The organism is Pseudomonas sp. I8001 (assembly GCF_013385345.1).
Lineage (GTDB): Bacteria > Pseudomonadota > Gammaproteobacteria > Pseudomonadales > Pseudomonadaceae > Aquipseudomonas.
In genome coordinates, this window is record NZ_JACAQC010000060.1 from 113,869 (window position 1) to 140,754 (window position 26,886).

The 26,886-nt window shown below is 59.8% G+C and carries 27 protein-coding genes, 2 tRNA genes and 1 pseudogene; 13 read left to right on the forward strand and 17 right to left on the reverse strand.

The window, feature by feature from the left end; genetic code table 11:
• Window positions 1-28: 28 nt before the first annotated feature.
• The 4 genes from HX839_RS30300 to gltX all read right to left on the reverse strand — a co-directional run bounded on the left by HX839_RS30300 (window position 29) and on the right by gltX (window position 2,613).
• The gene (locus tag HX839_RS30300) at window positions 29-568 is read right to left on the reverse strand and encodes a TetR/AcrR family transcriptional regulator (RefSeq protein WP_003214462.1); all 540 of its coding nucleotides are present in this window, start codon (window positions 566-568) and stop codon (window positions 29-31) included.
• Between the two features lie 184 nt (window positions 569-752).
• A tRNA-Glu gene (locus HX839_RS30305) sits at window positions 753-828 on the reverse strand.
• Window positions 829-908: 80 nt separating this feature from the next.
• A tRNA-Ala gene (locus tag HX839_RS30310) sits at window positions 909-984 on the reverse strand.
• Window positions 985-1,131: 147 nt separating this feature from the next.
• The gene (gltX, locus tag HX839_RS30315; RefSeq protein ID WP_102368519.1) at window positions 1,132-2,613 is read right to left on the reverse strand and encodes a glutamate--tRNA ligase; all 1,482 of its coding nucleotides are present in this window, start codon (window positions 2,611-2,613) and stop codon (window positions 1,132-1,134) included.
• Window positions 2,614-2,809: 196 nt separating this feature from the next.
• Between gltX and HX839_RS30320 the strand changes: the two genes are divergently transcribed.
• The gene (locus HX839_RS30320; RefSeq protein ID WP_102368518.1) at window positions 2,810-3,856 is read left to right on the forward strand and encodes an HlyD family secretion protein; all 1,047 of its coding nucleotides are present in this window, start codon (window positions 2,810-2,812) and stop codon (window positions 3,854-3,856) included.
• Entirely contained in the window at window positions 3,846-5,396 is a 1,551-nt protein-coding gene (locus HX839_RS30325; protein WP_102368517.1) for an MDR family MFS transporter, read from the forward strand. Before HX839_RS30320 ends, HX839_RS30325 begins: the two co-directional genes overlap by 11 nt.
• 238 nt (window positions 5,397-5,634) lie before the next feature.
• Here the strand turns inward: HX839_RS30325 and uvrB are convergent, their stop codons facing one another.
• Window positions 5,635-7,650 (reverse strand): excinuclease ABC subunit UvrB, encoded by a 2,016-nt coding sequence (gene uvrB, locus HX839_RS30330; protein ID WP_003214470.1) that lies wholly within the window; start codon window positions 7,648-7,650, stop codon window positions 5,635-5,637.
• A 343-nt stretch (window positions 7,651-7,993) separates the two neighbouring features.
• Between uvrB and HX839_RS30335 the strand changes: the two genes are divergently transcribed.
• Both HX839_RS30335 and HX839_RS30340 read left to right on the forward strand, forming a co-directional pair.
• Entirely contained in the window at window positions 7,994-9,190 is a 1,197-nt protein-coding gene (locus tag HX839_RS30335; protein ID WP_177048027.1) for an amino acid aminotransferase, read from the forward strand.
• A 309-nt stretch (window positions 9,191-9,499) separates the two neighbouring features.
• The gene (locus HX839_RS30340) at window positions 9,500-9,709 is read left to right on the forward strand and encodes a hypothetical protein (protein ID WP_134326069.1); all 210 of its coding nucleotides are present in this window, start codon (window positions 9,500-9,502) and stop codon (window positions 9,707-9,709) included.
• Here the strand turns inward: HX839_RS30340 and HX839_RS30345 are convergent, their stop codons facing one another.
• Both HX839_RS30345 and HX839_RS30350 read right to left on the reverse strand, forming a co-directional pair.
• Window positions 9,710-10,279, reverse strand: coding sequence for a hypothetical protein (locus tag HX839_RS30345; protein ID WP_177068153.1), 570 nt, complete (start codon window positions 10,277-10,279; stop codon window positions 9,710-9,712).
• Window positions 10,280-11,368: 1,089 nt separating this feature from the next.
• Entirely contained in the window at window positions 11,369-12,244 is an 876-nt protein-coding gene (locus tag HX839_RS30350) for a LysR family transcriptional regulator (RefSeq protein ID WP_003214475.1), read from the reverse strand.
• A gap of 104 nt (window positions 12,245-12,348) precedes the next feature.
• On the opposite strand from HX839_RS30350, the gene HX839_RS30355 reads away from it, so the two are divergent.
• Window positions 12,349-13,740, forward strand: coding sequence for an aldehyde dehydrogenase family protein (locus tag HX839_RS30355; RefSeq protein WP_177068154.1), 1,392 nt, complete (start codon window positions 12,349-12,351; stop codon window positions 13,738-13,740).
• A gap of 34 nt (window positions 13,741-13,774) precedes the next feature.
• Here the strand turns inward: HX839_RS30355 and HX839_RS30360 are convergent, their stop codons facing one another.
• Entirely contained in the window at window positions 13,775-14,413 is a 639-nt protein-coding gene (locus HX839_RS30360; protein ID WP_177068155.1) for a TetR family transcriptional regulator, read from the reverse strand.
• Window positions 14,414-14,542: 129 nt separating this feature from the next.
• Between HX839_RS30360 and HX839_RS30365 the strand changes: the two genes are divergently transcribed.
• Genes HX839_RS30365 through HX839_RS30375 form a run of 3 tightly spaced genes read left to right on the forward strand, consistent with a single transcriptional unit; the run spans window position 14,543 to window position 17,661 of the window.
• Window positions 14,543-15,199, forward strand: coding sequence for an O-methyltransferase (locus HX839_RS30365; RefSeq protein WP_003214482.1), 657 nt, complete (start codon window positions 14,543-14,545; stop codon window positions 15,197-15,199).
• Window positions 15,200-15,221: 22 nt separating this feature from the next.
• Window positions 15,222-16,427 (forward strand): arabinose transporter, encoded by a 1,206-nt coding sequence (locus HX839_RS30370; protein ID WP_177068156.1) that lies wholly within the window; start codon window positions 15,222-15,224, stop codon window positions 16,425-16,427.
• Window positions 16,428-16,449: 22 nt separating this feature from the next.
• Window positions 16,450-17,661 (forward strand): YeeE/YedE family protein, encoded by a 1,212-nt coding sequence (locus tag HX839_RS30375; protein WP_177068157.1) that lies wholly within the window; start codon window positions 16,450-16,452, stop codon window positions 17,659-17,661.
• A 115-nt stretch (window positions 17,662-17,776) separates the two neighbouring features.
• On the opposite strand, the gene HX839_RS30380 is transcribed toward HX839_RS30375, so the two are convergent.
• The 3 genes from HX839_RS30380 to HX839_RS30390 all read right to left on the reverse strand — a co-directional run bounded on the left by HX839_RS30380 (window position 17,777) and on the right by HX839_RS30390 (window position 19,681).
• On the reverse strand, window positions 17,777-18,160 hold the full coding sequence (locus HX839_RS30380; protein ID WP_102368511.1) for a cytochrome c: 384 nt from the start codon (window positions 18,158-18,160) through the stop codon (window positions 17,777-17,779).
• Window positions 18,161-18,193: 33 nt separating this feature from the next.
• Window positions 18,194-19,093 carry an alpha/beta hydrolase gene (locus tag HX839_RS30385; protein WP_177068160.1) on the reverse strand — a complete coding sequence of 300 codons (900 nt, stop codon included), beginning with the start codon at window positions 19,091-19,093 and terminating at the stop codon, window positions 18,194-18,196.
• 147 nt (window positions 19,094-19,240) lie between these two features.
• Complete coding sequence (locus HX839_RS30390; protein ID WP_087694353.1) at window positions 19,241-19,681, reverse strand: TspO/MBR family protein; 441 nt, start codon at window positions 19,679-19,681, stop codon at window positions 19,241-19,243.
• 454 nt (window positions 19,682-20,135) lie between these two features.
• Between HX839_RS30390 and HX839_RS30395 the strand changes: the two genes are divergently transcribed.
• Window positions 20,136-20,468: a DUF6124 family protein gene (locus HX839_RS30395; RefSeq protein ID WP_087694351.1), complete on the forward strand. Its 333-nt coding sequence runs from the start codon at window positions 20,136-20,138 to the stop codon at window positions 20,466-20,468.
• A 22-nt stretch (window positions 20,469-20,490) separates the two neighbouring features.
• Here the strand turns inward: HX839_RS30395 and HX839_RS30400 are convergent, their stop codons facing one another.
• Window positions 20,491-20,724, reverse strand: a complete 234-nt coding sequence (locus tag HX839_RS30400) for a hypothetical protein (RefSeq protein ID WP_003214497.1) — start codon at window positions 20,722-20,724, stop codon at window positions 20,491-20,493.
• Window positions 20,725-20,961: 237 nt separating this feature from the next.
• Here HX839_RS30400 and HX839_RS30405 point away from each other — a divergent pair, with 237 nt between their 5' ends.
• Window positions 20,962-21,441, forward strand: a complete 480-nt coding sequence (locus tag HX839_RS30405) for a hypothetical protein (protein WP_023659022.1) — start codon at window positions 20,962-20,964, stop codon at window positions 21,439-21,441.
• Between the two features lie 60 nt (window positions 21,442-21,501).
• Here HX839_RS30405 and HX839_RS30410 read toward each other — a convergent pair whose 3' ends face one another.
• The 3 genes from HX839_RS30410 to HX839_RS30420 all read right to left on the reverse strand — a co-directional run bounded on the left by HX839_RS30410 (window position 21,502) and on the right by HX839_RS30420 (window position 23,425).
• Window positions 21,502-22,122: a tyrosine-type recombinase/integrase gene (locus HX839_RS30410; RefSeq protein WP_177068158.1), complete on the reverse strand. Its 621-nt coding sequence runs from the start codon at window positions 22,120-22,122 to the stop codon at window positions 21,502-21,504.
• A gap of 85 nt (window positions 22,123-22,207) precedes the next feature.
• Window positions 22,208-22,447 (reverse strand): DDE-type integrase/transposase/recombinase, encoded by a 240-nt coding sequence (locus tag HX839_RS30415; RefSeq protein ID WP_256344773.1) that lies wholly within the window; start codon window positions 22,445-22,447, stop codon window positions 22,208-22,210.
• An 81-nt stretch (window positions 22,448-22,528) separates the two neighbouring features.
• Window positions 22,529-23,425, reverse strand: coding sequence for an AraC family transcriptional regulator (locus tag HX839_RS30420; RefSeq protein ID WP_003214501.1), 897 nt, complete (start codon window positions 23,423-23,425; stop codon window positions 22,529-22,531).
• A gap of 188 nt (window positions 23,426-23,613) precedes the next feature.
• On the opposite strand from HX839_RS30420, the gene HX839_RS30425 reads away from it, so the two are divergent.
• Together HX839_RS30425 and HX839_RS31730 are read left to right on the forward strand one after the other, a co-directional pair.
• Window positions 23,614-24,531: an alpha/beta hydrolase gene (locus HX839_RS30425; RefSeq protein WP_177068159.1), complete on the forward strand. Its 918-nt coding sequence runs from the start codon at window positions 23,614-23,616 to the stop codon at window positions 24,529-24,531.
• A 31-nt stretch (window positions 24,532-24,562) separates the two neighbouring features.
• A pseudogene (locus tag HX839_RS31730) lies at window positions 24,563-24,750 on the forward strand (cyclase family protein); the annotation flags it as partial.
• Between the two features lie 32 nt (window positions 24,751-24,782).
• Here the strand turns inward: HX839_RS31730 and HX839_RS30430 are convergent.
• Window positions 24,783-25,700 carry an NADP-dependent oxidoreductase gene (locus HX839_RS30430; protein ID WP_003214504.1) on the reverse strand — a complete coding sequence of 306 codons (918 nt, stop codon included), beginning with the start codon at window positions 25,698-25,700 and terminating at the stop codon, window positions 24,783-24,785.
• A 10-nt stretch (window positions 25,701-25,710) separates the two neighbouring features.
• Window positions 25,711-26,184: a nuclear transport factor 2 family protein gene (locus tag HX839_RS30435; protein ID WP_003214505.1), complete on the reverse strand. Its 474-nt coding sequence runs from the start codon at window positions 26,182-26,184 to the stop codon at window positions 25,711-25,713.
• A gap of 100 nt (window positions 26,185-26,284) precedes the next feature.
• Between HX839_RS30435 and HX839_RS30440 the strand changes: the two genes are divergently transcribed.
• Complete coding sequence (locus HX839_RS30440; RefSeq protein ID WP_003214506.1) at window positions 26,285-26,725, forward strand: Rrf2 family transcriptional regulator; 441 nt, start codon at window positions 26,285-26,287, stop codon at window positions 26,723-26,725.
• Window positions 26,726-26,886: the final 161 nt, after the last annotated feature.

Genomic DNA, 26,886 nt, shown 5'->3' on the forward strand with positions numbered 1-26,886 from the left:
CGCTCATCCCTCAGGCCAGAAGCCGTTCTTAACGCACTGCGGACTTGGCCGCACGCAACACACGATCCGATAACTCACCCGGGCCCAGGGCGCGGGCCAGCGACAAGCCGCCGATCATCAGCGCCATGTCGGCCAGGGCCTTGTCGGTGTCTTCCGGGCTGGCGGCCAGCTGTGCTGCCATCAGTTCGCAGTGTTCGTTCAAGGCCTGGCGAAATTCGTCCGGCAGGCGGCTCATCTCGCCCACGGTGGACGGGATCGGGCACGCCTGGCTGGTGGAGTCACGGTGTTTACGCGACAGGTAGAACGCTGCGACCAGCGCGCGACGCTCTTCACCGGTCAGCGAGGAGTCCATGTCATCGACGGCGGCGCGACGCCGGGCCAGCAACTCGGTGAAGGCCTCCAGCATCAGTGCGTCCTTGCTTTCAAAGTGCGCGTAGAAACCGCCGACGGTAAGCCCCGCCGCGCCCATGACTTCGCCCACACTCGGCTCGGCCGGGCCGCGTTGTACCAGGGCGGCGCCGGCCGCTTGCAGAATGCGTTCGCGGGTTTGCGCTTTTTTATCGTTCATCGTTGCCTCCGAATCTCATGCCTCGAATATTATTACCATAATAATATTTCGCAAGCCACAGGCATGACCATTGGTCAGAAGAACACTCAGGGAAAAAGGAAAGAGGATTGGCTAAACGCCAGACAAACAAAAGGGCCATTCAATAATTGAATGACCCTTAAAAATCCCGCAGAGCGGGTAATCGTGGCGTCCCCTAGGGGACTCGAACCCCTGTTACCGCCGTGAAAGGGCGGTGTCCTAGGCCACTAGACGAAGGGGACACAAACCTTCTGTACAACTGATCAGCGCTGAGGACTGATCGAATTCAAGGACGGTGTGGCCAGACCTTGAACCTGTAAATTGGTGGAGCTAAACGGGATCGAACCGTTGACCTCTTGCATGCCATGCAAGCGCTCTCCCAGCTGAGCTATAGCCCCTCGTCGGTGAGGACGGGGCGAATCTTAATGGCGTATTCGAAACGTGTCAAATTTATTTTCAACAATTTTCAAAATTTTTTGCCGAGATAACAATCACTTACCGAGCAAACCCCGGAAAACCGGGGTTTGGCCGTTACAACGGCGTGCTTAAGCGATAGCGCCCAGCAGCTTTTCCCATTCCTTGTTTTCTTTCTTCGACACACCACCAAGCAAATCAAGGGCTTGGCGCAGACGGAAGCGAGTCAGGTCCGGGCCCAGAATTTCCATCGCATCGAGCACCGACACCGAACTCGCCTGCCCGGTGATCGCGGCAAACATCAGCGGCATCGCATCGCGCAATTTCAGTTCCAGGGATTCAACCACCGCCTGGATAGTCGCGGTAATCGCATCCTTCTCCCACTGGCGCAGGCTTTCGAGCTTCCACAGGATCAACTGCATCAACTGGCGAACCTGGTCACCCGAGAGTTTCTTCGACTCAAACAGCTTCACGTCCGGGTTCACGCCACCGGCAAAGAAGAAACTCGCCAACGGTGCGACCTGGCTGAAGGTCTCCACCCTGCCCTGCACCAGCGGCGCGATCTTCATCATGTACTCGGGGTTCAACGCCCACTGCTGCACGCGGCTGGCGAACTCTTCCACCGGCAGGTCACGCAGCCACTGGCCGTTGAGCCACGACAGCTTCTCGATGTCGAAGATCGGCCCACCCAGGGACACACGAGACAGGTCGAAGTGATCGACCATTTCCTGCAACGAGAACTTCTCGCGCTCGTCCGGCATCGACCAGCCCATGCGGCCCAGGTAGTTGAGCATCGCTTCGGGCATGAAGCCCATGCGCTCGTAGAAAGTCACCGAGGTCGGGTTCTTGCGCTTGGACAGCTTGCTCTTGTCCGGATTACGCAGCAGCGGCATGTAGCATAGCTGCGGTTGTTCCCAGCCGAAGTACTCGTACAGCAGGATCAGTTTCGGCGCCGATGGCAGCCACTCTTCGCCACGCAGTACGTGGGTGATGCCCATCAGGTGGTCGTCCACCACGTTGGCCAGGAAGTACGTCGGCAGGCCGTCGGTCTTCATCAGCACTTGCATGTCCATGCGGTCCCACGGGATCTCGACGTCACCGCGCAGCATGTCCGGCACCACGCACACGCCTTCGCTCGGCACCTTCATGCGGATAACGTGCGGCTCGCCGGCGGCCAGGCGCCGGGCCACTTCTTCCTTCGACAGCAGCAGTGCGCGGCCGTCATAACGCGGGGTTTCGCCACGGGCCTGTTGCTCGGCGCGCATCTGGTCCAGCTCTTCGGCGGTGCAGAAGCACGGGAAGGCATGGCCCATGTCAACCAGTTGCTGGGTGTACTGCTTGTAGATGTCGCTGCGCTCGCTCTGGCGATACGGGCCGTGGGGGCCGCCGACGTCCGGGCCTTCAGCCCAGGTAATGCCCAACCAGCGCAGGGCATCGAAAATCTGCTGTTCCGACTCGCGCGTGGAGCGCAGTTGATCGGTGTCTTCGATCCGCAGGATGAATTCACCGCCATGCTGCTTGGCAAAGCAGTAGTTGAACAAGGCGATGTAAGCAGTACCTACGTGGGGATCCCCAGTAGGCGATGGCGCGATGCGCGTGCGGACGGTGGTCATGGCGGGTCTCGAATTGGCGATAAAACTGAAAATGAAACAAGGGGCGAATGGTAACAGCCCCAAGCCCTTGGGCTCCAGCGTGGGGAGGCGAACAAAGGGCATATGAGACAAGCTCCGGTCTCAAGTCTCGACATGGCTATTTGCCAGACCGTTCGCTGGCTATATTCCATTACCTTTTGTCGACGACATTATTGCCATGCCTGCCCCGCTCAAACGCCGCCTGTTTATCTTCCTGTTTATCGTGGTCCTGATCGCCGCGGGCTTTTTCGCCCAGTGGTTCTTCAAGGGCCGTTTTTATGAAAGCACCGACAACGCCTACGTCCAGGGCGAGATCACCCGGGTCTCCAGCCAACTGGGTGCGCGCATCGTCGAGGTGCTGGTGGGCGACAACGAGCACGTGGAAAAAGGCCAACTGCTGGTCAAGCTCGAAGGCGACGACTTCCACCTCGCCGTCGACCGCGCCAACGCCGCCCTGGCCATGCGCGAAGCCGAGCGCGTGCAGGCCCAGAGCAAACTGACCCAGCAAGCCAGCCTGATCGCCGCCGGTGCAGCCAAGGTCTCGTCCAGCCAGGCCACCCTCGGCCGCTCGCAGATCGACCTGAACCGCGCACAAACCCTGCGCAAACCCGGCTATGTCTCCGAAGAACGGGTCACCACCCTCGACGCCGACAACCACATCGCCCGCTCCCAGGTGACCATGGCCCAGGCCGACCTGCAGGGCCAGCGCCAGCAGGTCAACGCCCTGAACGCCGAGATCAAGCGCCTCGACGCGATGATCGCCAACGCCAGGACTGACCTGGCCCAGGCCGAACTGAACCTGACCCGCAGCGAAATCCACGCGCCCATCAGCGGCCTGATCGGCCAGCGTGCCGCGCGCAACGGTCAATACGTACAGGCCGGCGCCTACCTGCTGTCGATCGTCCCGGACCAGGACATCTGGGTGCAGGCCAACTTCAAGGAAACCCAGATCGGCCATATGCAGCCTGGGCAAAAAGCCGAGCTGACATTCGACGCCTACAGCGATACTCCAATCGAAGGCCGCGTGGCCAACCTGTTCGGCGCTTCCGGTGCGCAATTCAGCCTGCTGCCGCCGGACAATGCCACGGGCAACTTCACCAAAGTCGTACAACGGATTCCGGTCAAACTGACCTTCGCCACCGACAACCCGCTGCAGGGCAAAATCCGCCCGGGCATGTCGGTGACGGTCAAAGTGAACATCCAAGACCCGCACGATGGCCGGTGATCAACTGCTGCCGCCGGTAGGCGAACCGAGCCGGCGCGACTGGATCGCGGTCATGAGCGTGATGCTCGGCGCCTTCATGGCAGTGCTCGACATCCAGATCACCAACTCGTCCCTCAAGGACATCCAGGGCGCGCTGTCGGCCACCCTGGAAGAAGGTTCGTGGATTTCCACCTCCTACCTTGTGGCCGAAATCATCATGATCCCCCTCACCGCCTGGCTGGTGCAGCTGCTGTCGGCGCGTCGGCTGGCGGTGTGGGTCTCGGGCGGGTTCCTGATCGCCTCGCTGATGTGCTCCATGGCCTGGAGCCTGGAAAGCATGATCGTATTCCGCGCGCTGCAGGGCTTTACCGGCGGCGCGCTGATCCCCCTGGCGTTCACCCTCACGCTGATCAAGCTGCCCGAACATCACCGCGCCAAAGGCATGGCCATGTTCGCCATGACCGCCACCTTCGCCCCGTCCATCGGCCCGACCATTGGCGGCTGGCTCACGGAAAACTGGGGTTGGGAATACATCTTCTACATCAACATCCCACCGGGCCTGATCATGATCGCCGGGCTGCTGTACGGCCTGGAGAAAAAGGACTCCAACTGGGACTTGCTCAAAAGCACCGACTATCTCGGCATCCTTACCATGGCCGTAGGCCTTGGGTGTTTGCAGGTGTTTCTGGAAGAAGGCCATCGCAAGGATTGGCTGGAATCCAGCCTGATTGTCAGCCTGGGCACCGTCGCCCTGTTGAGCTTGATCACCTTTGTGATCGTGCAGATGTCCAAGCCCAACCCGCTGATCAACCTGCGGATCCTCGGCAATCGCAATTTCGGGCTATCGAGTATTTCGAGCCTGGGGATGGGCGTGGGGTTGTATGGCTCGATTTATCTGCTGCCGCTGTACCTGGCGCAGATCCAGAACTACAACGCCCTGCAAATCGGCGAAGTGATCATGTGGATGGGGGTTCCGCAGCTGTTTTTGATTCCGCTGGTGCCCAAGCTGATGAAGTACGTGTCGCCCAAGTGGCTATGTACGCTGGGGTTCGGGCTGTTCGGGTTGGCGAGTTTTTCATCGGGGGTGCTGAACCCGGACTTTGCCGGCGACCAGTTCAACCGCATCCAGATCATCCGTGCGTTGGGGCAGCCGTTGATCATGGTGACAATTTCGTTGATTGCCACGGCATACATCATGCAGAAGGACGCGGGGTCGGCGTCGAGCCTGTTCAATATTTTGCGAAACCTGGGCGGGGCGATCGGGATTGCGTTGCTGGCGACGCTGCTGGATGCACGCACCAAGACCTACTTTGATTACCTGCGTGAGGCGATTGTGCCGACCAATCCACAGGTGGCAGAGCGCATGGCCAGGCTGACGGAGACGTTTGGCAGTGAGACGGCGGCGTTGGGCAAGTTGAGTGAGATAGCGCATCAGCAGGCGCAGATCATGGCCTATAACGATGCGTTCCATTTTGTAGGGTTGGCGCTGGGGATCAGTATGGTGGCGATCTTGTTGACCAAGGCGTTGCCGGCGGGGCTTAAGGCTGGGGAAGCCCACTGAAATAACCTGTGGCGAGGGAGCTTGTTGTGGCGAGGGAGCTTGCTCCCGCTGGAGTGCGGAGCGCTCCCAGAATTTTGGGGCCGCTTCGCAGCCCAGCGGGAGCAAGCTCCCTCGCCACAAAGAGCTTGAAGATCGTTCCCACGCTCTGCGTGGGAATGCCTCACTGGACGCTCCGCGTCCGCTCTTGGGACGCAGAGCGTCCCGGGCTGCTTTCCCACGCAGAGCGTGGGAACGATCATCAGACCGCCAGTAACCGCTCCCGCAACTTGCCGATCTCATCGCGCATCTGCGCCGCCGCTTCAAACTCCAGATCCCGCGCCAACTGGTACATCTTCTCTTCCAGCTGGCGAATACGCTTGGTGATCTCGCTCGGCGAACGCAATTCCGCTTCGTACTTGGCATTCTCCTCCGCAGCCTTGGCCATGCCCTTGCGCTTCTTGCTGCGCGAGCCCGGCACCGTTGCGCCTTCCATGATGTCGGCGACGTCCTTGAACACACCCTTCGGCGTGATGCCATGTTCCAGGTTGTAGGCAATCTGCTTGTCGCGACGACGCTCGGTCTCGCCAATCGCCCGTTCCATGGAACCGGTGATCCGGTCCGCATACAGAATCGCCCGGCCATTCAGGTTGCGCGCCGCCCGGCCAATGGTCTGGATCAACGAACGCTCAGACCGCAGGAAGCCTTCCTTGTCCGCATCCAGAATCGCCACCAGGGACACTTCCGGCATATCCAGGCCTTCACGCAGCAGGTTGATCCCCACCAGCACATCAAAGGCGCCCAGGCGCAGGTCGCGGATGATTTCCACGCGCTCCACGGTGTCGATGTCCGAGTGCAAATAACGCACGCGCACGCCGTGGTCGGCCAGGTAATCGGTCAAGTCTTCGGACATGCGCTTGGTCAGCGTGGTGACCAGCACCCGCTCCTCCAGGGCCACGCGCTTGGTGATTTCCGAGAGCAAGTCATCCACCTGGGTCAGCGCCGGGCGGATTTCGATTTGCGGGTCCACCAGGCCGGTCGGGCGCACCAGTTGCTCAACTACCCGCCCGGCATGTTCGGCCTCGTAGTTACCCGGCGTGGCCGAGACAAAAATCGTCTGCGGGCTGATGCCTTCGAACTCGTCAAAACGCATCGGCCGGTTATCCAGCGCCGATGGCAGGCGGAAGCCGTATTCCACCAGGGTCTCTTTACGGGAACGGTCACCTTTGTACATCGCGCCCACCTGCGGCACGCTGACGTGGGACTCGTCGATCACCAGCAAGGCATCGTCCGGCAGGTAATCGAACAAGGTAGGTGGCGCCTGCCCGGACTCGCGGCCCGAAAGGTAGCGCGAGTAGTTTTCGATGCCGTTGCAGTAGCCCAGCTCGAGGATCATCTCCAGGTCGAAGCGGGTGCGCTGTTCCAGGCGCTGGGCTTCCACCAGCTTGTTGTTGGAACGCAGGTATTCCAGGCGCTCCACCAGCTCAGCCTTGATGCCCTCGATGGCGCCCATCAGGGTTTCGCGCGGGGTCACGTAGTGGCTTTTCGGGTAGAAGGTGAAGCGCGGCAGCTTGCGGATCACTTCGCCGGTCAACGGGTCGAAGGCCGACAGGCTCTCGACTTCATCGTCGAACAGCTCGATGCGGATCGCTTCCAGGTCGGATTCCGCCGGGTAGATGTCGATCACATCGCCGCGCACGCGGAAGCTCGCCCGGGCGAAGTCTATGTCGTTGCGGGTGTATTGCAGGCTCGTCAGGCGACGCAACAGTTCGCGCTGGTCGAGTTTGTCGCCGCGGTCGACGTGCAGCACCATCTTCAAATAGGTTTCCGGGCTGCCCAGGCCGTAGATGCACGACACCGTGGTGACGATGATCGCGTCTTTACGTTCCAGCAGCGCCTTGGTCGCCGACAGTCGCATCTGCTCGATGTGGTCGTTGATCGAGGCGTCTTTCTCGATAAAGGTGTCGGACGACGGTACGTAGGCTTCCGGCTGGTAGTAGTCGTAGTAGGAAACGAAGTACTCCACCGCATTGTTCGGGAAGAACGCCTTGAACTCGCCATACAACTGCGCGGCCAGGGTCTTGTTCGGCGCCAGCACCAGGGTCGGGCGGTTCACCTGGGCGATCACGTTGGCGATGCTGAAAGTCTTGCCGGAGCCGGTCACCCCGAGCAAGGTCTGGTGCGCGAGGCCGGCCTCAATGCCTTCGACCATCAGGCGGATGGCTTCCGGTTGATCGCCGGCGGGCTCGAAGCGGGTGACTAGCTGGAAATCCGACATAACGTACCTCTTGAGTCACCCCGGGGCCGGAAACAGCAACGGGGACGAAAAAGACCGCGACCCGCGACTGTTCGGCGCAGGTTGCAGGAAAAAACCATGATAGCTGTAGAAGTGGAGGCGAATGTGACGGGTTTCAAGGCAATCGTCCTACATGCCGTTGGTCACCCATGTTGCAATAAGACTAACGGTCGGTAAATAAACCGAAAAACTTGGCCGAAAAGCCGTTTCGGCTGTCGCCGTGAGCAGTGATGGCCTCTATACTAGCTCCCCGTTTGTGCACCGCTCTAGTGCATTCGGCTGGAGCGCGACACGTCCCTCCACTCTCTATAGAGCTGCCGCAAAAATGAGCCTGTTCTCCGCTGTCGAAATGGCACCACGCGATCCAATCCTGGGCCTCAACGAAGCATTCAACGCCGATACCCGAACCACCAAGGTGAACCTTGGCGTGGGCGTTTACTGCAACGAGGAGGGGAAGATTCCACTCTTGCGTGCCGTTGCCGAAGCGGAAGCCATTCGCGTGGCGCAACACGCCGCCCGTGGCTACTTGCCGATCGACGGTATTGTCGCCTACGACCAGGCCGTGCAAAAGCTGCTGTTCGGCGCGCAATCGCCGCTGATCAGCTCCGGCCGCGTCATCACCGCCCAAGCGGTCGGCGGCACCGGCGCCCTGAAAATCGGCGCTGACTTCCTCAAGCAACTGCTGCCCAACGCCGTCGTCGCCATCAGCGACCCGAGCTGGGAAAACCACCAGGCGCTGTTCGAAAAAGCCGGCTTCCCGGTGCAAACCTATCGTTACTACGACGCCGCCACCCACGACGTAAACCGCGCCGGCCTGCTGGAAGACCTCAACGCCCTGCCGCCACAGTCCATCGTCGTGCTGCACGCCTGCTGCCACAACCCGACCGGCGTCGACCTGAGCCCGGCCGACTGGCAACAAGTGCTGGACGTGGTCAAGGCGAAAAAACTCGTGCCGTTCCTCGACATGGCCTACCAGGGCTTTGGCGACGGCATCGACGAAGACGCCGCTGCGGTGCGCCTGTTCGCCGAGTCGGGCCTGACTTTCTTTGTGTCCAGCTCGTTCTCCAAGTCGTTCTCGCTGTACGGCGAGCGCGTGGGCGCCCTGTCCATCGTCACCGACTCCAAGGAAGAAAGCGCGCGCATCCTGTCCCAGGTCAAGCGTGTGATCCGCACCAACTACTCCAACCCGCCGACCCACGGCGCGGCGATCGTGGCAGCGGTGCTGAACAACCCTGAGCTGCGTGCCCAGTGGGAAGCGGAACTGGCGGAAATGCGCCTGCGCATTCGCGGCATGCGCGAGCAGATGGTGGCTGACCTGGCCAAGGCTGCTCCGGGCCACGACTTCAGCTTCGTCGGTCGCCAGCGCGGGATGTTCTCCTACTCCGGCCTGAGCGTTGAACAAGTGACACGCCTGCGTAGCGAGTTTGGTATCTACGCGCTGGATACCGGTCGTATCTGTGTGGCGGCGTTGAACCAGAAGAACATCGATGCCGTGACCAAGGCCATCGTTCAGGTGCTGTAAGCCTGTTGTGATGCAAAAAAGGGGAAGCCGGTGGCTTCCCCTTTTTCATTCTGAAAACCGCGCCCCCTGTGGCGAGGGAGCTTGCTCCCGCTGGGATGCGAAGCGGCCCCAAAACCTGCCACCGTGAACTTTATGAATGAATGCGGTGCCTGAATTGGGGCTGCTGCGCATCCCAGCGGGAGCAAGCTCCCTCGCCACAGGGTGGGTGGTTTGCCTTCAAGAGCGGGTGTTCAGCCCCTAAAAATTCGCTGCTTTCAGTCCGCTGCCCCTAGACTGACAGCAAGACAGTCCCTTCCCCTTGAGTATCCTATGAGAAACGACGACCTGGACCTGCGTGCCGACCGCGACGAACTGGACCACTTCACCCCGCGCCCACCCCCCGCCAAGCGCCAGAAAAGCCTGGTGCTGCAAATCGCGCTCGGCGTATTCCTCGGTGGTTTGGCCTTATGGCTGGTGCAACTGGGCGCCGGCGCCCTGATGGCCAAGCTGGCCATGGGCACCTTCCAGTTCGGCGGCTAACTAGTTGCCCGCGGGCCTGTCGAAGTGAATCCTGGAGAAGTGACGCAGCCACCAGTACAACATCGCCAGGCCGTAACCCAAAAAAGCCGACCCTGCTGACGAATAGAGCACCTGAATCAGCGGGGACTCATAAAGGCATTTGCGGGTGCAATCGGGCTCTTCCGGGAAAGCCACAGTTAAACAGGACATTCCGACGCCAATCATGGTCGCCACCGGCAAGACCGCCATATGGCGCCGTCGATTGACCAGTGAACGCAGGAAGGCCCTTCGATAAGGCCCCCAGCGCGCAATCAGCACCCCATAGAAAACGCTGAACAGCCAAGCCAGTGAAAAGATCAGTTTGGTCACCGGCGGGAAGTACGAGCGTTGCGCCCATTTCTCTATCGACGGCAGCGCTTCTGCGAGCCCACCCACCAAGGCATTGGCCCACCTCAGATTGAGAAAACCTTCACTCAACCCTCCAAACACCAGGACCGATGTGAACGCCAGCGGCACCCAGAATATGAGGCGTTGAAAAAAACGGTCCTTTGTCGGCGACTCAACGACTTTCGAGCCTGGAGGCTTAAGCATGGTTTCCCTTCCCTACTGGCAAACGGCCTAAGGCCACTAGCCATCAGCGTAGTCGAGAACACATCAACCTCACCCCACCTCTTGAACGCTCCTCCAGCAATCGGTTTGGCCTTTTGTCTGGTGCAAGCAGGCCCCCTGCAGTTCGGCGGCTGACAAAGATCAAATGTGGGAGCCGTCGAGCTTTAGCGAGGCCGCGATAGCGGTGGATCAGGCACCATCAATGTCGACTGTGCCGACGTCATCGCAGCCTCGCTGAAGCTCGATAGCTCCCACAGGGGGCCTGTGTGACTGATGCAACTGGGTACCGGCGCCCTGATCGCCAAATCGGCCATGGGCACCCTGCAATTGGCATCTGACCAAAACCAAATGTGGGAACCGTCGAGCTTTAGCGAGGCCGCGATAGCGGTGGGTCAGGCACCATCAATGTCGACTGTGCCGACGTCATCGCAGCCTCGCTAAAGCTCGACAGCTCCCACAGGTGGCCTGTGTGACTGATGCAACTGGGTACCGGCGCCCTGATCGCCAAATTGGCCACGGCCCCCCTGCAATTTGGCGGCTGACAAAGACCAAATGTGGGAGCCGTCGAGCTTCAGCGAGGCCGCGATTGCGGTGGGTCAGGCACCATCAATGTCGACTGTGCCGACGTCATCGCAGCCTCGCTAAAGCTCGACAGCTCCCACAGGGGGCCTGTGTGACTGATGCAACTGGGTACCGGCGCCCTGATCGCCAAATCGGCCATGGGCACCCAGCAGTTCGGCGGCTAACCAAGACCAAATGTGGGAGCCGTCGAGCTTTAGCGAGGCCGCGATAGCGGTGGGTCAGACACCATCAATGTCGACTGTGCCGACGTCATCGCAGCCTCGCTAAAGCTCGACAGCTCCCACAGAGGACCTGTGTGACTGATGCAACTGGGTACAGCCGCTCTGATCGCCAAATGGCCATGGGCACCCTGCAGCTTGGCGGCTAACCAAGACCAAATGTGGGAGCCGTCGAGCTTCAGCGAGGCCGCGATAGCGGTGGGTCAGGCACCATAAATGTCGACTGTGCCGACGCCATCGCAGCCTCGCCGGGGCTCGACAGCTGCTACGGCTACGATGCCAGGGCCAGGCCACGCTCTTCCAGCAACTGCACAAAACTGTTCAGACTCTGCGACACCGTACCCCGGCGCCAGATCAGCCAGGTATTCAGAATCCGGAACGTATCGGTCAGCGGCCACACACTCACCGCCGTAAACCCCGGCATGCTCTCCAGCATGCTCCGCGGCATCAGCGCCAACCCGGCACCGGCACTCACACAGGCGAGCATCCCGTGGTACGACTCCATCTCGAAGATCTTCCCCGGCACCGCGCCATCCTGTGAAAACCAGCGCTCGAAGTGATGCCGGTACGAACAGTTCGAACGAAACGTGTAGATGCTCTCTCCACTCACATCCCGCCCCCGGGTGATCGGCGCGTGATGCAACGGCGCAATCACCACCATCTCCTCCTCGAACACCGCCACGCCCTCCAGCGTCGCGTGCAGCACCGGCCCATCGACAAACGCCGCCGCCAGCCGCCCCGACAACACACCCTCGATCATCGTGCCGGACGGCCCGGTGGTCAGGTCCAGCTCAACCTTGGCGTGCTTCTGGTTATACGCCGCGAGCAACGCCGGGATGCGCACCGCCGCCGTACTCTCCAGCGAGCCCAACGCAAACGCGCCCTGGGGTTCCTCCCCCGCCACCGTCGCCCGGGCCTCTTGCACCAGGTCAAGAATGCGCCGCGCATACCCGAGGAAATTCCACCCGGCCGGTGACAAACGCAATCGGCTCTTCTCGCGAATAAACAAGTCCACGCCCAGGTCCTGCTCCAATTGCTTGATCCGCGTGGTCAGGTTCGACGGCACGCGATGGATCAATTGCGCGGCAGCGCTGATGCTGCCTTGCTCGGCAACGGCTTTGAAAATTTCCAGCTGGACCAGATCCAAGTCATTCTCCAAACGTGAACGTATTGCTTAATATTATTCAGTTTCCGAAAAAGATACAGCCCCGTACGCTGGCCTCCATCCCATTCACTGCGCAGGACGGTGCCATGAACTCCATTTCCTCCCAGACCCACGCGTTATCGATCAACCCCGCCAACGGTGAAACGGTCGCCAGCTACCCGTACGAAACCGAGGCGCAGCTGGATGCCGCCCTCACCCGCTCGATCAACGCCTTCCGCAACGGGCGCAATACCCCCGTCGCCCAGCGCGCCGAATTGCTGCTGGCCCTGGCCAGCACCCTGCGCGACCAGGCCGAAGAAATGGCCCAGATGATCACCCTGGAAATGGGCAAACCCATCGCCCAGGCCCGTGGCGAAATCGAAAAATGCGCGCAACTCGCCGAGTGGTATGCGGCCCACGGCCCAGCCATGCTGGCCCCGGAAGCCACCCTGGTGGACAACGGCACCGCCCAGATCGAATACCGCCCGCTGGGCCCGATCCTCGCTGTAATGCCGTGGAACTTCCCGGTGTGGCAAGTGCTGCGCGGTGCGGTGCCAACCATGCTCAGCGGCAACACCTACGTGCTCAAGCACGCGCCTAACGTGATGGGCAGCGCGTACCTGATGAAACAAGCCTTCCAGCGCGCCGGCTTTGCCGATGGCCTGTTCGAAGTGATCAACGTCACCCAGGACGGCGTGTCCAAAGCCATCGCCGACCCGCGCATCGCCGCCGTGACCCTCACCGGCAGCGTGCGCGCCGGCATGGCCATCGGTTCCCAGGCCGGGGCCGCGCTGAAAAAATGCGTACTGGAGCTGGGCGGTTCCGACCCGTTCATTGTGCTCGACGACGCCAACCTCGACGAAGCCGTGCAAGCCGCCCTGATCGGCCGTTTCCAGAACTCCGGCCAGGTGTGCGCCGCTGCCAAGCGCCTGATCATCGAGGAAGGCGTGGTAGAAGCCTTCACCGCCAAATTCCTCGAAGCCAGCCGCAACCTGCTGATTGGCGACCCGACCGCCAGCGAAACCTACATCGGCCCGATGGCCCGCTTCGACCTGCGGGACGAACTCGACGGCCAGGTCCAGGCCACCCTGGCCGAAGGTGCCACCCTGCTGCTGGGCGGCAACAAAGTCGAAGGCGCGGGCAACTATTACGCCCCCACCGTGCTGGCCAACGTCACCGACCAGATGACCTCGTTCAAACAGGAACTGTTCGGGCCGGTAGCCTCCATCATCACCGCCCGCGATGCGGACCACGCCGTGGCCCTGGCCAACGACAGTGAATTCGGCCTGACCGCCAGTGTGTTCACCACCGACCCGGAAAAGGCGCGCCACATCGCCAACCAGCTGGAAACCGGCGGGATCTTTATCAACGCCTACAGCGTGTCCGATCCCCGGGTCTCGTTTGGTGGTGTGAAAAAGAGCGGCTTCGGGCGGGAGTTGTCGCACTTCGGTGTGCGGGAATTCTGCAACGCGCAGACCGTGTGGCTGAACCGCCGCTAAGACACGCACTGCAAACGATGGCCCGCCCTGCGGGTCATCGTGTTGTCTGGTTCAGCACCGTCACGTACGCACCGAACATATCCGCCATGGCGTCCGCATAGGCGGTTACTTGCGCCTCGGTGCGCGGGCTTCCCGAGAATTCCTTTGCCACCGAACTGAAGGTGGTGGCGATCAAATCGCAGGCCAGGGCGCGGGTGGCTTCAGGCACCTGCGGCAGCAGTTCCAGCATGAACGCCTGGAAAATCTGTTGCCCTTCTGCGCGAACCTCATGGGCTTCGGGCGCATCACGGTACAGCGGCGCGGCGTCGCTCAAGGCGACCCGCATCTGCGCCTCCTCACACTCCGAACGAATGAACGCATGCACCAACGCCCGCAAGCGCTCAAGGGCCGGCTGGCTTACGTCCTGCAGAATGCGGCTGAGCATCTGCGAGGTTTGCTGCCACTCATCCGTCTGCAGCCGAAACAGGATGGCCGCCTTGTTGGGAAAGTACTGGTACACCGACCCCACGCTGACACCGGCCTTTTCCGCGACACGGGCGGTGGTGAAACGGCTGGCACCTTCCTTGGCCAAAACCTGAATAGCCGCTTCGAGAATGGCCGACACCAACCCGGTGGATCGCGCCTGTTTGGGCTCTTTGCGTGAGGAAATCTGCGAGGTCTGGCGATCGGTCATGGGGCGTTCCTGCTGCCGTTGGAATGCGAATAGCGAATGTGACGAATTGTTCGCATACTTTAAATGCGACGAATCATTCGCATACTAGCCCGGCGCCTCACGGCGCTCAACCTGCAGCAGGACATCCCCATGAATACGCTTACCTCGGCCCCGATGGCGGCCCTGATTGAACGGCTGTACACACAGGCCGATGCCGCCACCAGCCCCATCATCAACACAGTGACCCACGAAGAACGCGACCGCCTGATGCGCAGCAAGACCGACTACCTGGCACTCTACGGAATGCTGAAAGACCTGTGGTTGCCCGTCTCCCGCGACACCGGCACCCTGCTGTACATGCTCGCACGCAGCAGCAAAGCGCAGGCCATCGTCGAGTTCGGTACTTCGTTCGGCCTGTCCACCCTGCACCTGGCGGCCGCCCTGCGGGACAACGGCGGCGGCACGCTGATCAGCAGCGAGTTCGAGCCCTCGAAGATCGCTCTCGCCCGGCAACACCTGGAGCAAGGCGGCGTGAGCGACCTCGTGGAGATCCGCCAAGGCGATGCCCTGGTTACCCTGGCCACCGGCCTGCCCGACAGCGTCGACCTGCTGCTGCTCGATGGCGCCAAGGCGCTGTATGGCGACGTGCTGAACCTGGTGGAAAGCCGCCTCAAGCCCGGCGCGTTGATCATTGCCGACAACACCGACTACTGCCCCGACTACCTGGCCCGGGTGCGTTCGCCGGCAAATGGCTACCTGTCGGTGCCGATCGGTGACGACGTCGAGCTTTCCGTTCGCTTGGGCTGATGCCCGCCAGAGGATTCAACTCATGTCTGGATTGGTAAGCCCAGTGGTACTGAAATTACTGCCCATCACCCTGGCGGTGTTTGTCGGGTTCCTGATCATCGGCATGCAACTGCCGGTGCTGCCGCTGCACCTGCACAACACCTTGGGCATGGACCCGCTGGTGGTGGGCGTGGTGATCGGTGCGCAGTTTGCCGGGGCACTGTTGTCGCGGTCCTGGGCCGGCAATTTTGCCGATATGCGCGGCCCCAAGCGCGCCATGCTCGTGGGCATGCTGGTGGCGGCCAGCTCCGGCTTGATCTACCTCGCGTCCCTGGCGTTTGTGGCGTCGCCGGTGGTCTCGGTGTGGGTGTTGCTCGCCGGGCGCGTGGTGCTGGCGCTGGGGGAAAGCCTGATCGTGACCGGCTCGATGGGCTGGGGTGTCGGGTTGGTGGGGCCGCAAAATACCGGCAAGGTCATGGCCTGGATCGGCATCGCAATCTACGCCGCGTTTGCCCTGGGCGCGCCCCTCGGGGTGGCGGTGAATAGCCAGTGGGGTTTCAGCGGGATCGCCGTCGGGACCATGGTGATTCCGCTGCTGGCACTGGCCATCGTCGCCGGAGCGCAAGGCGTTGCGCCCACCAGCCAGCGGCGCACCTCGTTTTTCAAGGTGCTGCGCTCGGTGTGGGTACCGGGGTTGGGCCTGGCCTTTGCAAGCGTCGGGTTTGGCGTGATTACCGCGTTTATCGCGCTGCTGTTTGCCACCAAGGCCTGGGGCAATGCGTCATTGGCGTTTACCGCCTTTGGCCTGGCGTTTATCGGCGCGCGGATTTTCTTTGGGCACCTGCCCGACAAGATCGGCGGTGCCAAGGTCGCGCTGGTGTGCGTGATAATCGAAGCCGCCGGTCAGCTGTTGATCTGGGGCGCGGACAGCGCCTTGACCGCCTACCTGGGCGCGGCGCTGACCGGTTTCGGCTACTCCCTGGCGTTTCCCGGCTTTGGGGTGGAGGCGATAAAGCGCGCGCCGCCCCAATCCCGCAGCCTGGCGATGGGTGCGTATGTGGCGTTCCTGGATATTTCGCTGGGGGTCAGCACCCCGCTGATCGGCGCCTTGGCCGGCGTGGCCGGAGTGGCATCGGTGTACCTGGCGGGCGCGGTGGCCGTGGCGCTGTCGGTGATCGTGGCGCTGGCGTTGCTTTTCAAGGCGCCAGTGGCAGAGCGCGAGGTTTATACTTCGCCACCTCGCCCTTAACCCACATCACCCGAGATACCCGATGAGCCTTTCCCTCTCTACAACCCCTGCGCGCAAGCCGCTCGCGCCCCTGCTGGCGTTTGCCATCCTGCTGTTCGGCGCCGTCTTCCTGCAAAACAGCGTCGGCTCGCGCCAGGTGCTGTTGCTGGTGGTCGGCGCCGCACTGGGTTTGACGCTGTACCACGCCGCTTTCGGCTTCACCTCGGCCTGGCGAGTGTTCATCACCGACCGGCGTGGCGCGGGCTTGCGTGCGCAGATGGTGATGCTGGCGATTGCCGTGGTGCTGTTCTTCCCCGCGCTGGGGGCCGGCACCCTGTTCGGCCAGCCCGTGGTCGGGCTGGTGGCACCGGCCGGGGTTTCGGTGGTGTTCGGGGCATTCATTTTCGGCATCGGCATGCAGCTGGGCGGCGGTTGTGCGTCCGGCACCCTGTTCACCGTGGGCGGTGGTAACGCGCGCATGCTGGTGACGCTGTTCTTCTTTATCTGTGGTTCGTTGATCGCGACTCACCACGTCGACTGGTGGTTCTCGCTGCCTTCGTTCCCGGCGGTTTCCATCGTCAAAAGCTTCGGCGTGGTGCCGGCCTTGCTGCTGAGCCTGGCCGTATTTGGCATCATCGCGGCAGTCACCGTGCGCCTGGAAAAAGGTCGTCACGGGCAACTCGAAGCCGGCGTCACCAGCGAACACCAGGGCCTGCGCCGCTTCCTGCGCGGGCCATGGCCATTGGTGTGGGGCGCAATTGGCCTGGCCCTGCTCAACTACGCCACCCTGGCACTGGCCGGGCGGCCATGGGGTATCACTTCGGCGTTCGCGCTGTGGGGCGCCAAGGTTGCCGGCGGGTTGGGCGTAGACGTAGGCAGCTGGGCGTTCTGGCAAATGCCGGGCAATGCCAAGGCCCTGGCGGCGCCGGTGTGGGAAGACGTCACCAGCGTGATGGACGTCGGCATCATCCTCGGTGCGCTGTTGGCTGCGGGATTGGCCGGGCGTTTCGCTCCAAGCCTGAAGATTCCGGCACGCTCGCTGTTCGCCGCGGTGATCGGTGGGTTGCTGCTGGGTTATGGCTCGCGACTGGCGTACGGCTGCAACATCGGCGCGTACTTCAGCGGGATTGCCTCGGGCAGCCTGCATGGCTGGGTGTGGTTGGTGGCGGCGTTTATCGGCAATAGCGTGGGCGTGCGGTTGCGGCCGTTCTTCTTTGCAGGTGAGCGTCCGCAGGTAGCGTTGAGCGGTTGCTGACTGATCGTTCCCACGCTCCGCGTGGGAATGCCGCCGGGGACGCTCTGCGTCCCGCTGTTGGTGACGCGGAGCGTCACGGGATGCATTCCCACGCAGAGCGTGGGAACGAGCAGCATCATCGGCTTTTTGAAATCACTCCACTCATGTACTGATTCAAGTCGCGGAAGTCCTGAACTTTCCAGGTGAACGGTGACAACCTCACACCGTTCTCCCGCAACGTTCTGGGAATCAGGTCGCCATTTGGACGAAGAATGACGGACGACACGATAACGCCCGGATAATCACTCAAGCGTTTTTTGAAAGTAGCCGTTGTCAGGTCAGGCGTAGGCGGATTGCTTTTATTCGCCAAGGGTCCCGTGCCTTTGATATCCGCGCCGTGGCACATGGCGCAGCGCTGCAGATAAATGTTTTTCCCGTTAGCGTTGTCCGCAAAGGACAGTGATGTTTGAACCAGCGATAAAATCCCCAGCGACGCGATGAACGACTTTCTTATTTTCATCTTTCCATGTGGCCTTGTTGTAAAAATCCAATATCAACCAACCGAGCGTAAACGACCCGTGATCCAATCGCGGCTGTAAGCCAGCACGCGGCCCGACATCGCCGTCGGAAAATGAATAAACCCATGAGCCGCCTGCGGTAACAAAAACACCTCGGACCCCGCCCATCGCTCGGCCATCTGCAGCGTGTCGTCCAGCAACGGGTCCAGCTCCCCCACAAACATCAGTGCCGGCGGCAGCCCGGCAAGGTCGCCATACAACGGTGACAACGGCGGCTGCCGACGCTGCTCGTCACTCAGGCCCGGCGTCAGCAAACGCAGCGCCTCCACCATGCCCGGCCCGTCCAGCAGCAGCGTTTCGCGTCCTGCCGTACGTACGCTCGGTGTACCGGTCAAATCGTAGACGCCGTAATACAGCACCGCCCCACTCACCCGCGCCAGCAATTCGGGCGATTGCTTCAGCGCCAACAACGTGGCCGCCGCCAGATGCCCACCGGCAGACTCGCCGACAACGATCACCGGCAGGCCGGCGAACTCCTCACAGTCCCCGAGCAACCAGCGCGCCGTGGCCAGGCAGTCTTCCAGAATCCCTTCGACCGGCGTATTCACCGCCAGCCGATAATCCACCGACACCACCGCCACCTCGCACGCATTCACCATGGCCACGTTGAGGTCGTCATTCATCTGCGCATTGCCGATCACCCAGCCGCCGCCATGGATATCCAGCACCACGCCTTTGGCCTTGCCCTTCGGCCGAATGATGCGCACCGGCACCGAGCCCACCCGCCGGCTTTCAGCGTGCAGGCCATGCTTGAGCAACTTGTTGCCGGCCACCATCTGGCTGGAGCGCAACAGCGCCTGGATCACCCGGGGCGTCACGCGGTTGCGGATGCGAAAACGCGGCATCCAGGCGAGCTTCTGGTTAAAGCGCTGCATTTGCGCCAGTTCATGTTCTTCAGCAGGCCACAGCGTGTGAGTTCCCAATTCGATATTCCCTCTATCTCTAAAAGAGATGTTCACCTTGGCCAGTGTGCGCGGGCATCATGGCAATGATGTTTCCGCCCTCTCCCCACGTCGCCAGGCTCAGCGGTTATTGCGCAGGATGGAGAAATTCAACGCAGCCGCAACGCTGAGCCACACCAGGTACGGGAACAGGATCAGCCCGGTGATCAAATCCAGGCGCACCGTCAGCAGCACCATGGCGGCCACTACCAGCCACAGCAGCGTGATGATCACCATCCCGGCGAAAATCCGGTGGGCGCCGAAGAACACGGGCGTCCACAGGGTGTTGAGTGCGATCTGTGCGGCCCATAGAGCCAGCACGATTTCGCTGCCGGGAATCAGGGTCAGCCGGTAGCCGGCCCAAGCCAGCAGCAGGTAGATGATGGTCCAGGCGACCGGGAACAGCCAGTTGGGAGGGGTGAAGCTGGGTTTGACCAGGGTGGCGTACCAGTCGCCCGGCTTGAAGATGATGCCGGTGCTCGCAGCAGCACCGCAGGCCAGAAGAAAAATAAGGAAGGTGATCATCGCGTGTCCTTGGCTCAGGGTTCGTTACAGCTTGGACGCCCTACACACCGGTAAAAGTTCACACGGCCCTGTAGGAGCAAGCTTGCTCGCGAAAAACGTCAACGCTAACGCGGGGCAACGGGGTAAATCCGTCATTTTGAAAGACAACACCACCTTGCTCCATTGCCTACGCTTACGTCAGAATCCGCCGGCTTGTGCACCTGGGTGGCCATCTCTAAGGTTGCTCGGTCGCTGAAAACTCAGTGATCGGGTTTAGTAGCCCTAGGGTCAATTACACATAGTGCATGAGCTGCATCTATCAGACGTTCTTGTCTGTGCTTGATGGTGGCTGTGCGTAGGGCGCCTTCGGGTGCGCCGGCTTTGTGTAATTCCCCGGTCTACTAACCTGCGTACAGCTGCCACCCTATTGTGTAGTAGCGAAAGGGTGTCGGCCCCATTCAGGAATTGCACCATGTTCAAAGTAACGCCGAATCCTCCTAACACGCCTGATCAAAAACTCCACCAGGCTGCCCAGCGCGCCATTGATCACTACCTCAATCCCGGCACTGATGCCGAGACAGTCCCAGAGACAACCGCCCTCTTCAGCGTCACCTCCGGCGTCAGCAGCGAAATCCTGATCGCCAACAGCTACGAAACCGTTTCCTCCGTCAGCGCCCTGCTGCTCGACCTGTCCGACGAACTGACCGGCAAAGACCGCGACGTGGCATTGGCCATACACCAGCTGAGCGAATTGAGTGTGCTGCTGATCGGCAAACTGATGGACCGCGAAACACCTCGGGCGTAGAGCCCAACGCGGTCCTGCGGGACTAGCCCTTCAACTCACCCAACCGATTACTCGCCGCGTCGTCGTATGCCACATACAACGACTCGGCGATTTGGCTTTTGATGGCCTTGGCGCTTTCCAGACCCAATACAAAACCTTCGGCTTTGCCGCCTGCGCGGTTCAGGTCTTCTTTGGTGTCAGCACCGGTGATGGCGTCGAGGAGCTTGATGGCCTGAGGGCCTACGCCTTTTGGGAGGCTGATTTGGTCGATGCTCATTGGGATGCCTCGGATGAGATGCGGGATGGGGTGGTGCGGGTGAACGAGGTCATGGGCGATACCTTGAGATTGAGGTCGGTAGCGCGTGGAACCACTGCCGGGGGTGGCATGGTAGACCGGTATGGGAATTAAAGGGGTGGTTTCGGCCAGAAGCAGTCGGTCGCGATCAGAAAGGTTTGACGACAACGAGTCGCTCTCGCACTCTGTTTATAACCCATTCATTCATCAGGTTCCCGCATGTCATTAGCGACCGTAGTGCTGCTCGACTCCTGGCCACAGCCAAGTACGTCGCCTGAACCAGTGGTGTTCGCCACGGACACGCAACTATGTTTACGGTATTACACCACCGGAGAAGAAATAGCTGTGGTTCATTTTCCGCTAGTAAAGAAAATCCAATTCGGTTCGCCAAACGACGAAGCTTTGGGCGGCCATCCGCTCATTGGACTTGGCCTAAAGCATTACCAAATTCATCGAATAGATAATTCGCCTTGGTTAGCAGAGCTTGAGCAAAGGAACGCCATTCATCCTCGACACGACAAACAGCGGTTCATGAAAGATGCTATCCACTATGTCTTTACGTTTCAGGACTCTACCTTGGAATGCATCGTAATCGAGGGGGCGTTCTGGCATCCCAAAGTGCAAGTCTTTACCTCGGAGCAGGAGGCAAAGGATGGCTGGCGCACACTGGTGAATGACGTGGGTGCATTAACCCAATAGTCAGGAGCGGATGGCTGCGTTGGGTCGGATAGCGACGGTATCCCTCCCGCCGCCAAGGGTTCATACCTCGGTCTGCTCAGAAATCTCCAGAGCATCGTCTACCTCAATACCTAGGTAGCGTATCGTGCTTTCCAGCTTGGTATGGCCGAGGAGCAGCTGCACCGCTCTCAAATTTTTGGTTCTTCTGTAGATCAGCGTCGCTTTGGTTCGGCGCAACGTATGTGTACCGTATAAAACTGGATCGAGACCTATTGAAGCCACCCACGCCTTGACGATACGGGCGTATTGCCGCGTAGACAGGTGCTCGGAATCTCGAATGCGACCGGGAAACAAAAAATCGTCGCCTTTGAGATGTGCGATCCGCATCCAGGATTCCAGCGCCTTTCGAGTCTGTTCTATTATCTCGAACTGAACCGGCCGTTTAGTCTTTTGCTGCATGACAATTACGCGAGGCGCGACGTGCTGGCCGTGGGAGATGTCGCTAACCCGCAGCTTGGTCAGATCGCACGCACGTAGTTTGCTGTCGATGGCCAGATCGAAGAGCGCCTCGTCTCTGCTTTTGCCCGTTATCTGGAGCCTGACCCGGATTTCCCAGATGTCTCTGAGACGGAGCGGAGCTTTCTGCCCTATCAACTTTCCTTTGTTCCAAGGATTTTTCGATTGGAAGGCTGTACTAGGCATGATGTGTCCTCCGTATGTGTGGAGAGACAAGCATGGACCCCATAGGCAAAGGATCGGGCGCTAACCGATCCTTTGCAGCCGGTCGTCAGCCCACGATCCGGCGGGCGTACAAATCCAGAACCGCCGCGAAATACAGCCACCGCTTACCGACCTTGATATACGTCACGTCCCCGCACCACACTTGATTGGCCGCCGTGACATCAAACTTGCGCTTGAGGACGTGCGGCGCCACCAACGCCTCAACGCCGGGCGATTTGTACTTATGGCGCCGGCGCCGGCGCTGACGACTGGCGATACCAGCTTCGCGCATCAAGCTGCGGGCCATGTACCGCCCGACACGATGTCCATTAGCTTACAGCTCTTTGGCCAAGGTGCGTGTACCAATGCTACGGAGGATTGCTGGATGTTAGTCACTCTCAATTTTTCTGAGTATTTTCCCATCCTCACGTGGAGGTCGTCCGAACAAACGGTGGTATTCACGACTGAACTGAGAAGGACTCTCGTAGCCGACCGCAAGACCTATATCCGCTATCCCTCTCAAGGAAGAGGCCAACAGTGATCGAGCCATTTGGAGTCGAACATGCTTTTGGAATTGGATAGGACTTAATGATGTCGCCGCTAGGAAATGCCGATAAAACGACGTAGTACTCATACCTGCTACGTCTGCCAACTTCTCTATTCGGATGGTCTGTGCGTAGTGGTCTCTGATCCATTTAATCGCTCGTGCGATCTGCATCGTTCGGCTGTCAGCAAGACCAAGCTGCCGGACCATTGCACCTTGTTCCCCGTTAATGAGGCGCCACAGAATTTCGCGTTCAATTGAATGCGCTAAAATTGGAATGTCGTTTGGTTTATCTAAAAGCCTTATGAGCCGGACAACGGGATCAAGTAAATCATCACTTAATTCACTTACAGCAATACTGGACTGCTCACCTTTCATTTTTTGTGGCGCGCTGCTTTCTAGCAACAACGAAGCTATTGCTTCGGGCCTCAGGACTAATCCAAGGCCCAGCAGTGGTTCCTCTTCGCTTGCCTGTATCACATTGGAGCTAAGCGGTAAATCGACCAGGTAAATCAGATACTGCCCTGTGGCATATCGAAATACCTGCTCGCCTAGGGCGACCTGTTTAGCGCCCTGTACCACGAGGGCCAGGGCGGGCTCGGCGATGTGGCGGACTGGCTGCGTCGGCGCGGAATAGCTCGATAACACGACGTTTGGCAGCGCGGGTCGAGCAGCGTGCGATGCGGCATGGCGAAGGATGAGTTGCTTCAACTCGTCCAGCAAACTTGTGTTCTTTTTCATGACGAAACTCTACCTCGCCGGCAAACGATGCGTACCCGATGAAATCACATTTGGAAGGATTGTGCAGATGAATGGCAGCTTCAGGCTACCTCTGAAATTGCCTGGCATTGTTCAATTGCGTCAATGCCAGTCGCCAGGCGTTAGGCAGCACGTTCACCCCAGCAATTAAGCCGGTAAGGAGTTTCAACATGAAGCAAAAAATCGTTACTTTCGAAAGTGCTGGGCTCAACCTCGTGGGCAATCTTTACAGCTCAGATGGCTTGGCGAGCGGGCCACAAGCGGCAGTTGTAGTGGTGCATCCTGCCAGCGGCGTCAAAGAACAAACCGCTGCCTTATATGCCCGTCACCTCGCAGAGCAGGGTTTTATTACGCTCGCGTTCGACGCAGCTTACAGCGGTGAAAGTGCGGGTGAGCCGCGTGGTTTGGAAGATCCGGCACATCGCATTGAGGATATTAAGTCTGCAGTTTCATTCATGAGCGTTCGTGATGACGTTGATTCAGAGCGAATTGGCCTGCTGGGTATTTGCGCCGCTGGCGGGTATGTGATTCCGGCCACCGCGACCGACCATAGAGTTAAAGCTGTCGCTATGGTTAGTGGCGTCAGTATTGGCGAATTCTTCCGGGTGGGTTATGACGGGAAGCAGCCTCCTGAGGTTCTCAAGATGATGCTGGATAGTGCTGCGAAGGCACGTACTGCCCAAGAGCGCAGCGAGGGGACACAAACCTTCCCGATTTTTCCGTCTGATGAAGCGGCGGCCCGCACGCTCGGTCAGTACGTATACGAAGGATGGGAGTACTACTGCACTCCTCGTGCTTATCATCCGCGATCTACTAAACAGATGCCTTGGGTCAGCGTCGACAAGATGGCGCTATTTGAGGGTTTCCGCTTCATCGACAGGGTTGCACCACGTCCCTTGCTAGCCATTGTAGGAACGGAAGCCGCCACCAAGTGGATGATGGAAGAGGCTTTCCCCAGGGCAGGAGAGCCGAAGGAGTTACTTTGGGTAGAAGGTGCGAGTCACGTCGATCTCTACGACAAAGAGCAGTACGTAACGCCAGCGATAGTGAGGCTCAACGAGTTCTATCGAAAAAATCTGCTGGGTTGAGTATTTTTCCGCTTGCGGCTACTGGTCCTGTGGGGACAGTTCCCTGATATGGGAAGGGCACAGGCTGGACGGGAGATTGGCTACGGACAGATGGAGAAACTCTCTAATCTGGAAGCGTTGCCTGCGCACGGCTTTGAGGTCTCGTGTTTCCCCTACAAGATCAAATACGCCTTGGTTGGTTTTGTGAGGGCGGTAGCCATCTTCGAGGAGGATGTGTGAGCAGTGACCCTCCATGAGTCCACCCGATGCTGTCAGGTAAAACCTGGAACGAGGACTAATCTTCCTGGTCCGCAGGTCCTTGCCTTCAGCACGTCCTGTGCAAGTGCGGCGTCTGCCAAGGCAAACGAAGCCGCAACGGTCACTCGTAGAGCTCCGGCGTCAACCAGGTCGACAAGCCGTGCGAGAATCTCAGTATCGTGTCGGGCGAAAACTGTAGTTATCCCGGGGCCGCTATCCGCTATTGAGCAGACTCTTGCATTTGGGTCAGCAGCCATAGCCTTAGCCAACCTGCCGTGGCCGGCGCAATCCACGATGGCCGTCACGTCGGTGGATGTGTGCCTTCTGAGTTCGGCGACATCATTCGACAGCATGGGTTCTGCTTCGAGCGACCTCACATAGGTGTGGTGTTGGGCAGAAGCGCTGCCAATGACGGTAGCGCCTGAGAGCACCGCGAGTTGGGTCGCCAGCGAGCCTACGCCTCCTGATGCACCGAGCACCAGAACGGTATCTGCTTCAGACACGCGCAACGTTTCAATCACCGCACGATAGGCCGTCAGACCGGCAAGTGGCAGTCCGGCCGCTTCGGCCCATGACACGTTCTTCGGCTTTCGCCATAAGCGTTCCACAGGCACGCTCACCAGCTCGGCGTAGGTGCCGTTATGCAAGATGTGTTGATGCGTATAGGCGATGACTTCATCACCTGGTTGGAACTCGACTACCCCGGCCCCCACACGCTCGACGATGCCGGCAAGGTCCCATCCAGGTACTACCGGAAACCAGGTCTCCATGAAGCTCTCGCCAAAACCGGCCTGTAATGCGATATCGGCCGGGTTGACGGTCGCGGCTTTCATTCGCACGATCACTGAGTTCTGCGACAGCTTCGGTTCTGGCAAATCACCGTATTGGAGGACTTCCGATCCTCCGAAGCCACTATAAAAAACACCCTTCACAGTACTTCTCCTAGAAGGCATACGGGATGTCGTGATAAATGCGCATGTGCGCGATCATCCAACGCCCATCGACTTTCTGCAGGATCGGCCGGTAGTAGCCACTCTCGATCGGGGTGATAGTGCCTTGCGCGCCAAACGCCCCTTGCGGCCAACCATCTTCGGGCTTTTCTGCGCCGACGACGTTGAACACTACAAAATGAACGTCCAGCGTTCCGGTGTTGCCATTCACTTCGATGAGCGGGTCATGGGTGGTGTGGTGGCTCCAACCCCGTGGTGGGTGGGGCTTCATCATCGTGGTAACAGCTGCGCCAATGGCCTGCGATCCGGCCAACTCGCCAAAAAGCTCAGGCGTACCTGCATTGTTGTAGAAAACCTCGACCTTGGCATCGGGTAGGAAGAGGTTGCTCATGGACGCGCCGTCTCGGTAATCAGCCGCCCTGACGTAGCGCGCCATGACCTGCTGAATTTCACGCTCTTCGGACATCGGAGTTCTCCTTGGGGATAATGTGTGCCCATAGAAATACATCCATCGCGACATATATGCAACAATAATGGATGCATATTAAAATGATCAGGAGTCGTAAATGATCGATGTCCGTTTCCCAACGGCCTTGCAGATGATGCTCAGCCTGGCGCTGGCTCAGGCCGAAGGCGTCGAACGCTTGAGTTCTGCTCAATTGGCTGTGGGGGTCGATTCCAATCCGACCTTTGTCAGACGATTGTTGGTGCCCTTGATTCAGGCGGGCCTTGTTCACTCGACTATGGGGCGAGACGGGGGGGTGAGCCTTGGTGTTGACGCCACTGCGATCACGCTCCGCGATATCTACAAGGTGTCGATGGGGGGCAAGAAGCTGTGGGTCGGGCGCAGCGATATCCCTCACCGCTGTCTCGTCAGTTGTAATGTTGAACGGTTCTTTGGGAATTTGGCTGACGAAGTCGATGAGTCGGTGTCGCGTTTGTTAGGTGGGCGGACACTGGCCGATGCGCTTCAGGAACTTCGCAGCCTCGATACGCAGCGTACGTAGGTGGCGAACCGGGACGCCAGCGCCATGAACTCAGCGTCCGCTGGATCGATACCGAGGAACTACGCAAGGCATTGCTGGCGATAGGATGCACTAAAGAGCAGCGCTAACTGTTCACTTGCCCAATGAGTGAATCGCTAACCGGCCAAAAGCTGACCTTCGAA

Bases quoted from the DNA above. Each gene is read 5' to 3' on its own strand.
- HX839_RS30300 (WP_003214462.1), bottom strand. From the start codon at position 568: ATGAACGATAAAAAAGCGCAAACCCGCGAACGCATTCTGCAAGCGGCC.
- gltX (WP_102368519.1), bottom strand. From the start codon at position 2,613: ATGACCACCGTCCGCACGCGCATCGCGCCATCGCCTACTGGGGATCCC.
- HX839_RS30320 (WP_102368518.1), top strand. From the start codon at position 2,810: ATGCCTGCCCCGCTCAAACGCCGCCTGTTTATCTTCCTGTTTATCGTG.
- HX839_RS30325 (WP_102368517.1), top strand. From the start codon at position 3,846: ATGGCCGGTGATCAACTGCTGCCGCCGGTAGGCGAACCGAGCCGGCGC.
- uvrB (WP_003214470.1), bottom strand. From the start codon at position 7,650: ATGTCGGATTTCCAGCTAGTCACCCGCTTCGAGCCCGCCGGCGATCAA.
- HX839_RS30335 (WP_177048027.1), top strand. From the start codon at position 7,994: ATGAGCCTGTTCTCCGCTGTCGAAATGGCACCACGCGATCCAATCCTG.
- HX839_RS30340 (WP_134326069.1), top strand. From the start codon at position 9,500: ATGAGAAACGACGACCTGGACCTGCGTGCCGACCGCGACGAACTGGAC.
- HX839_RS30345 (WP_177068153.1), bottom strand. From the start codon at position 10,279: ATGCTTAAGCCTCCAGGCTCGAAAGTCGTTGAGTCGCCGACAAAGGAC.
- HX839_RS30355 (WP_177068154.1), top strand. From the start codon at position 12,349: ATGAACTCCATTTCCTCCCAGACCCACGCGTTATCGATCAACCCCGCC.
- HX839_RS30360 (WP_177068155.1), bottom strand. From the start codon at position 14,413: ATGACCGATCGCCAGACCTCGCAGATTTCCTCACGCAAAGAGCCCAAA.
- HX839_RS30365 (WP_003214482.1), top strand. From the start codon at position 14,543: ATGAATACGCTTACCTCGGCCCCGATGGCGGCCCTGATTGAACGGCTG.
- HX839_RS30370 (WP_177068156.1), top strand. From the start codon at position 15,222: ATGTCTGGATTGGTAAGCCCAGTGGTACTGAAATTACTGCCCATCACC.
- HX839_RS30375 (WP_177068157.1), top strand. From the start codon at position 16,450: ATGAGCCTTTCCCTCTCTACAACCCCTGCGCGCAAGCCGCTCGCGCCC.
- HX839_RS30380 (WP_102368511.1), bottom strand. From the start codon at position 18,160: ATGAAAATAAGAAAGTCGTTCATCGCGTCGCTGGGGATTTTATCGCTG.
- HX839_RS30385 (WP_177068160.1), bottom strand. From the start codon at position 19,093: ATGCAGCGCTTTAACCAGAAGCTCGCCTGGATGCCGCGTTTTCGCATC.
- HX839_RS30395 (WP_087694351.1), top strand. From the start codon at position 20,136: ATGTTCAAAGTAACGCCGAATCCTCCTAACACGCCTGATCAAAAACTC.
- HX839_RS30400 (WP_003214497.1), bottom strand. From the start codon at position 20,724: ATGAGCATCGACCAAATCAGCCTCCCAAAAGGCGTAGGCCCTCAGGCC.
- HX839_RS30405 (WP_023659022.1), top strand. From the start codon at position 20,962: ATGTCATTAGCGACCGTAGTGCTGCTCGACTCCTGGCCACAGCCAAGT.
- HX839_RS30410 (WP_177068158.1), bottom strand. From the start codon at position 22,122: ATGCCTAGTACAGCCTTCCAATCGAAAAATCCTTGGAACAAAGGAAAG.
- HX839_RS30415 (WP_256344773.1), bottom strand. From the start codon at position 22,447: ATGGCCCGCAGCTTGATGCGCGAAGCTGGTATCGCCAGTCGTCAGCGC.
- HX839_RS30420 (WP_003214501.1), bottom strand. From the start codon at position 23,425: ATGAAAAAGAACACAAGTTTGCTGGACGAGTTGAAGCAACTCATCCTT.
- HX839_RS30425 (WP_177068159.1), top strand. From the start codon at position 23,614: ATGAAGCAAAAAATCGTTACTTTCGAAAGTGCTGGGCTCAACCTCGTG.
- HX839_RS30435 (WP_003214505.1), bottom strand. From the start codon at position 26,184: ATGTCCGAAGAGCGTGAAATTCAGCAGGTCATGGCGCGCTACGTCAGG.
- HX839_RS30440 (WP_003214506.1), top strand. From the start codon at position 26,285: ATGATCGATGTCCGTTTCCCAACGGCCTTGCAGATGATGCTCAGCCTG.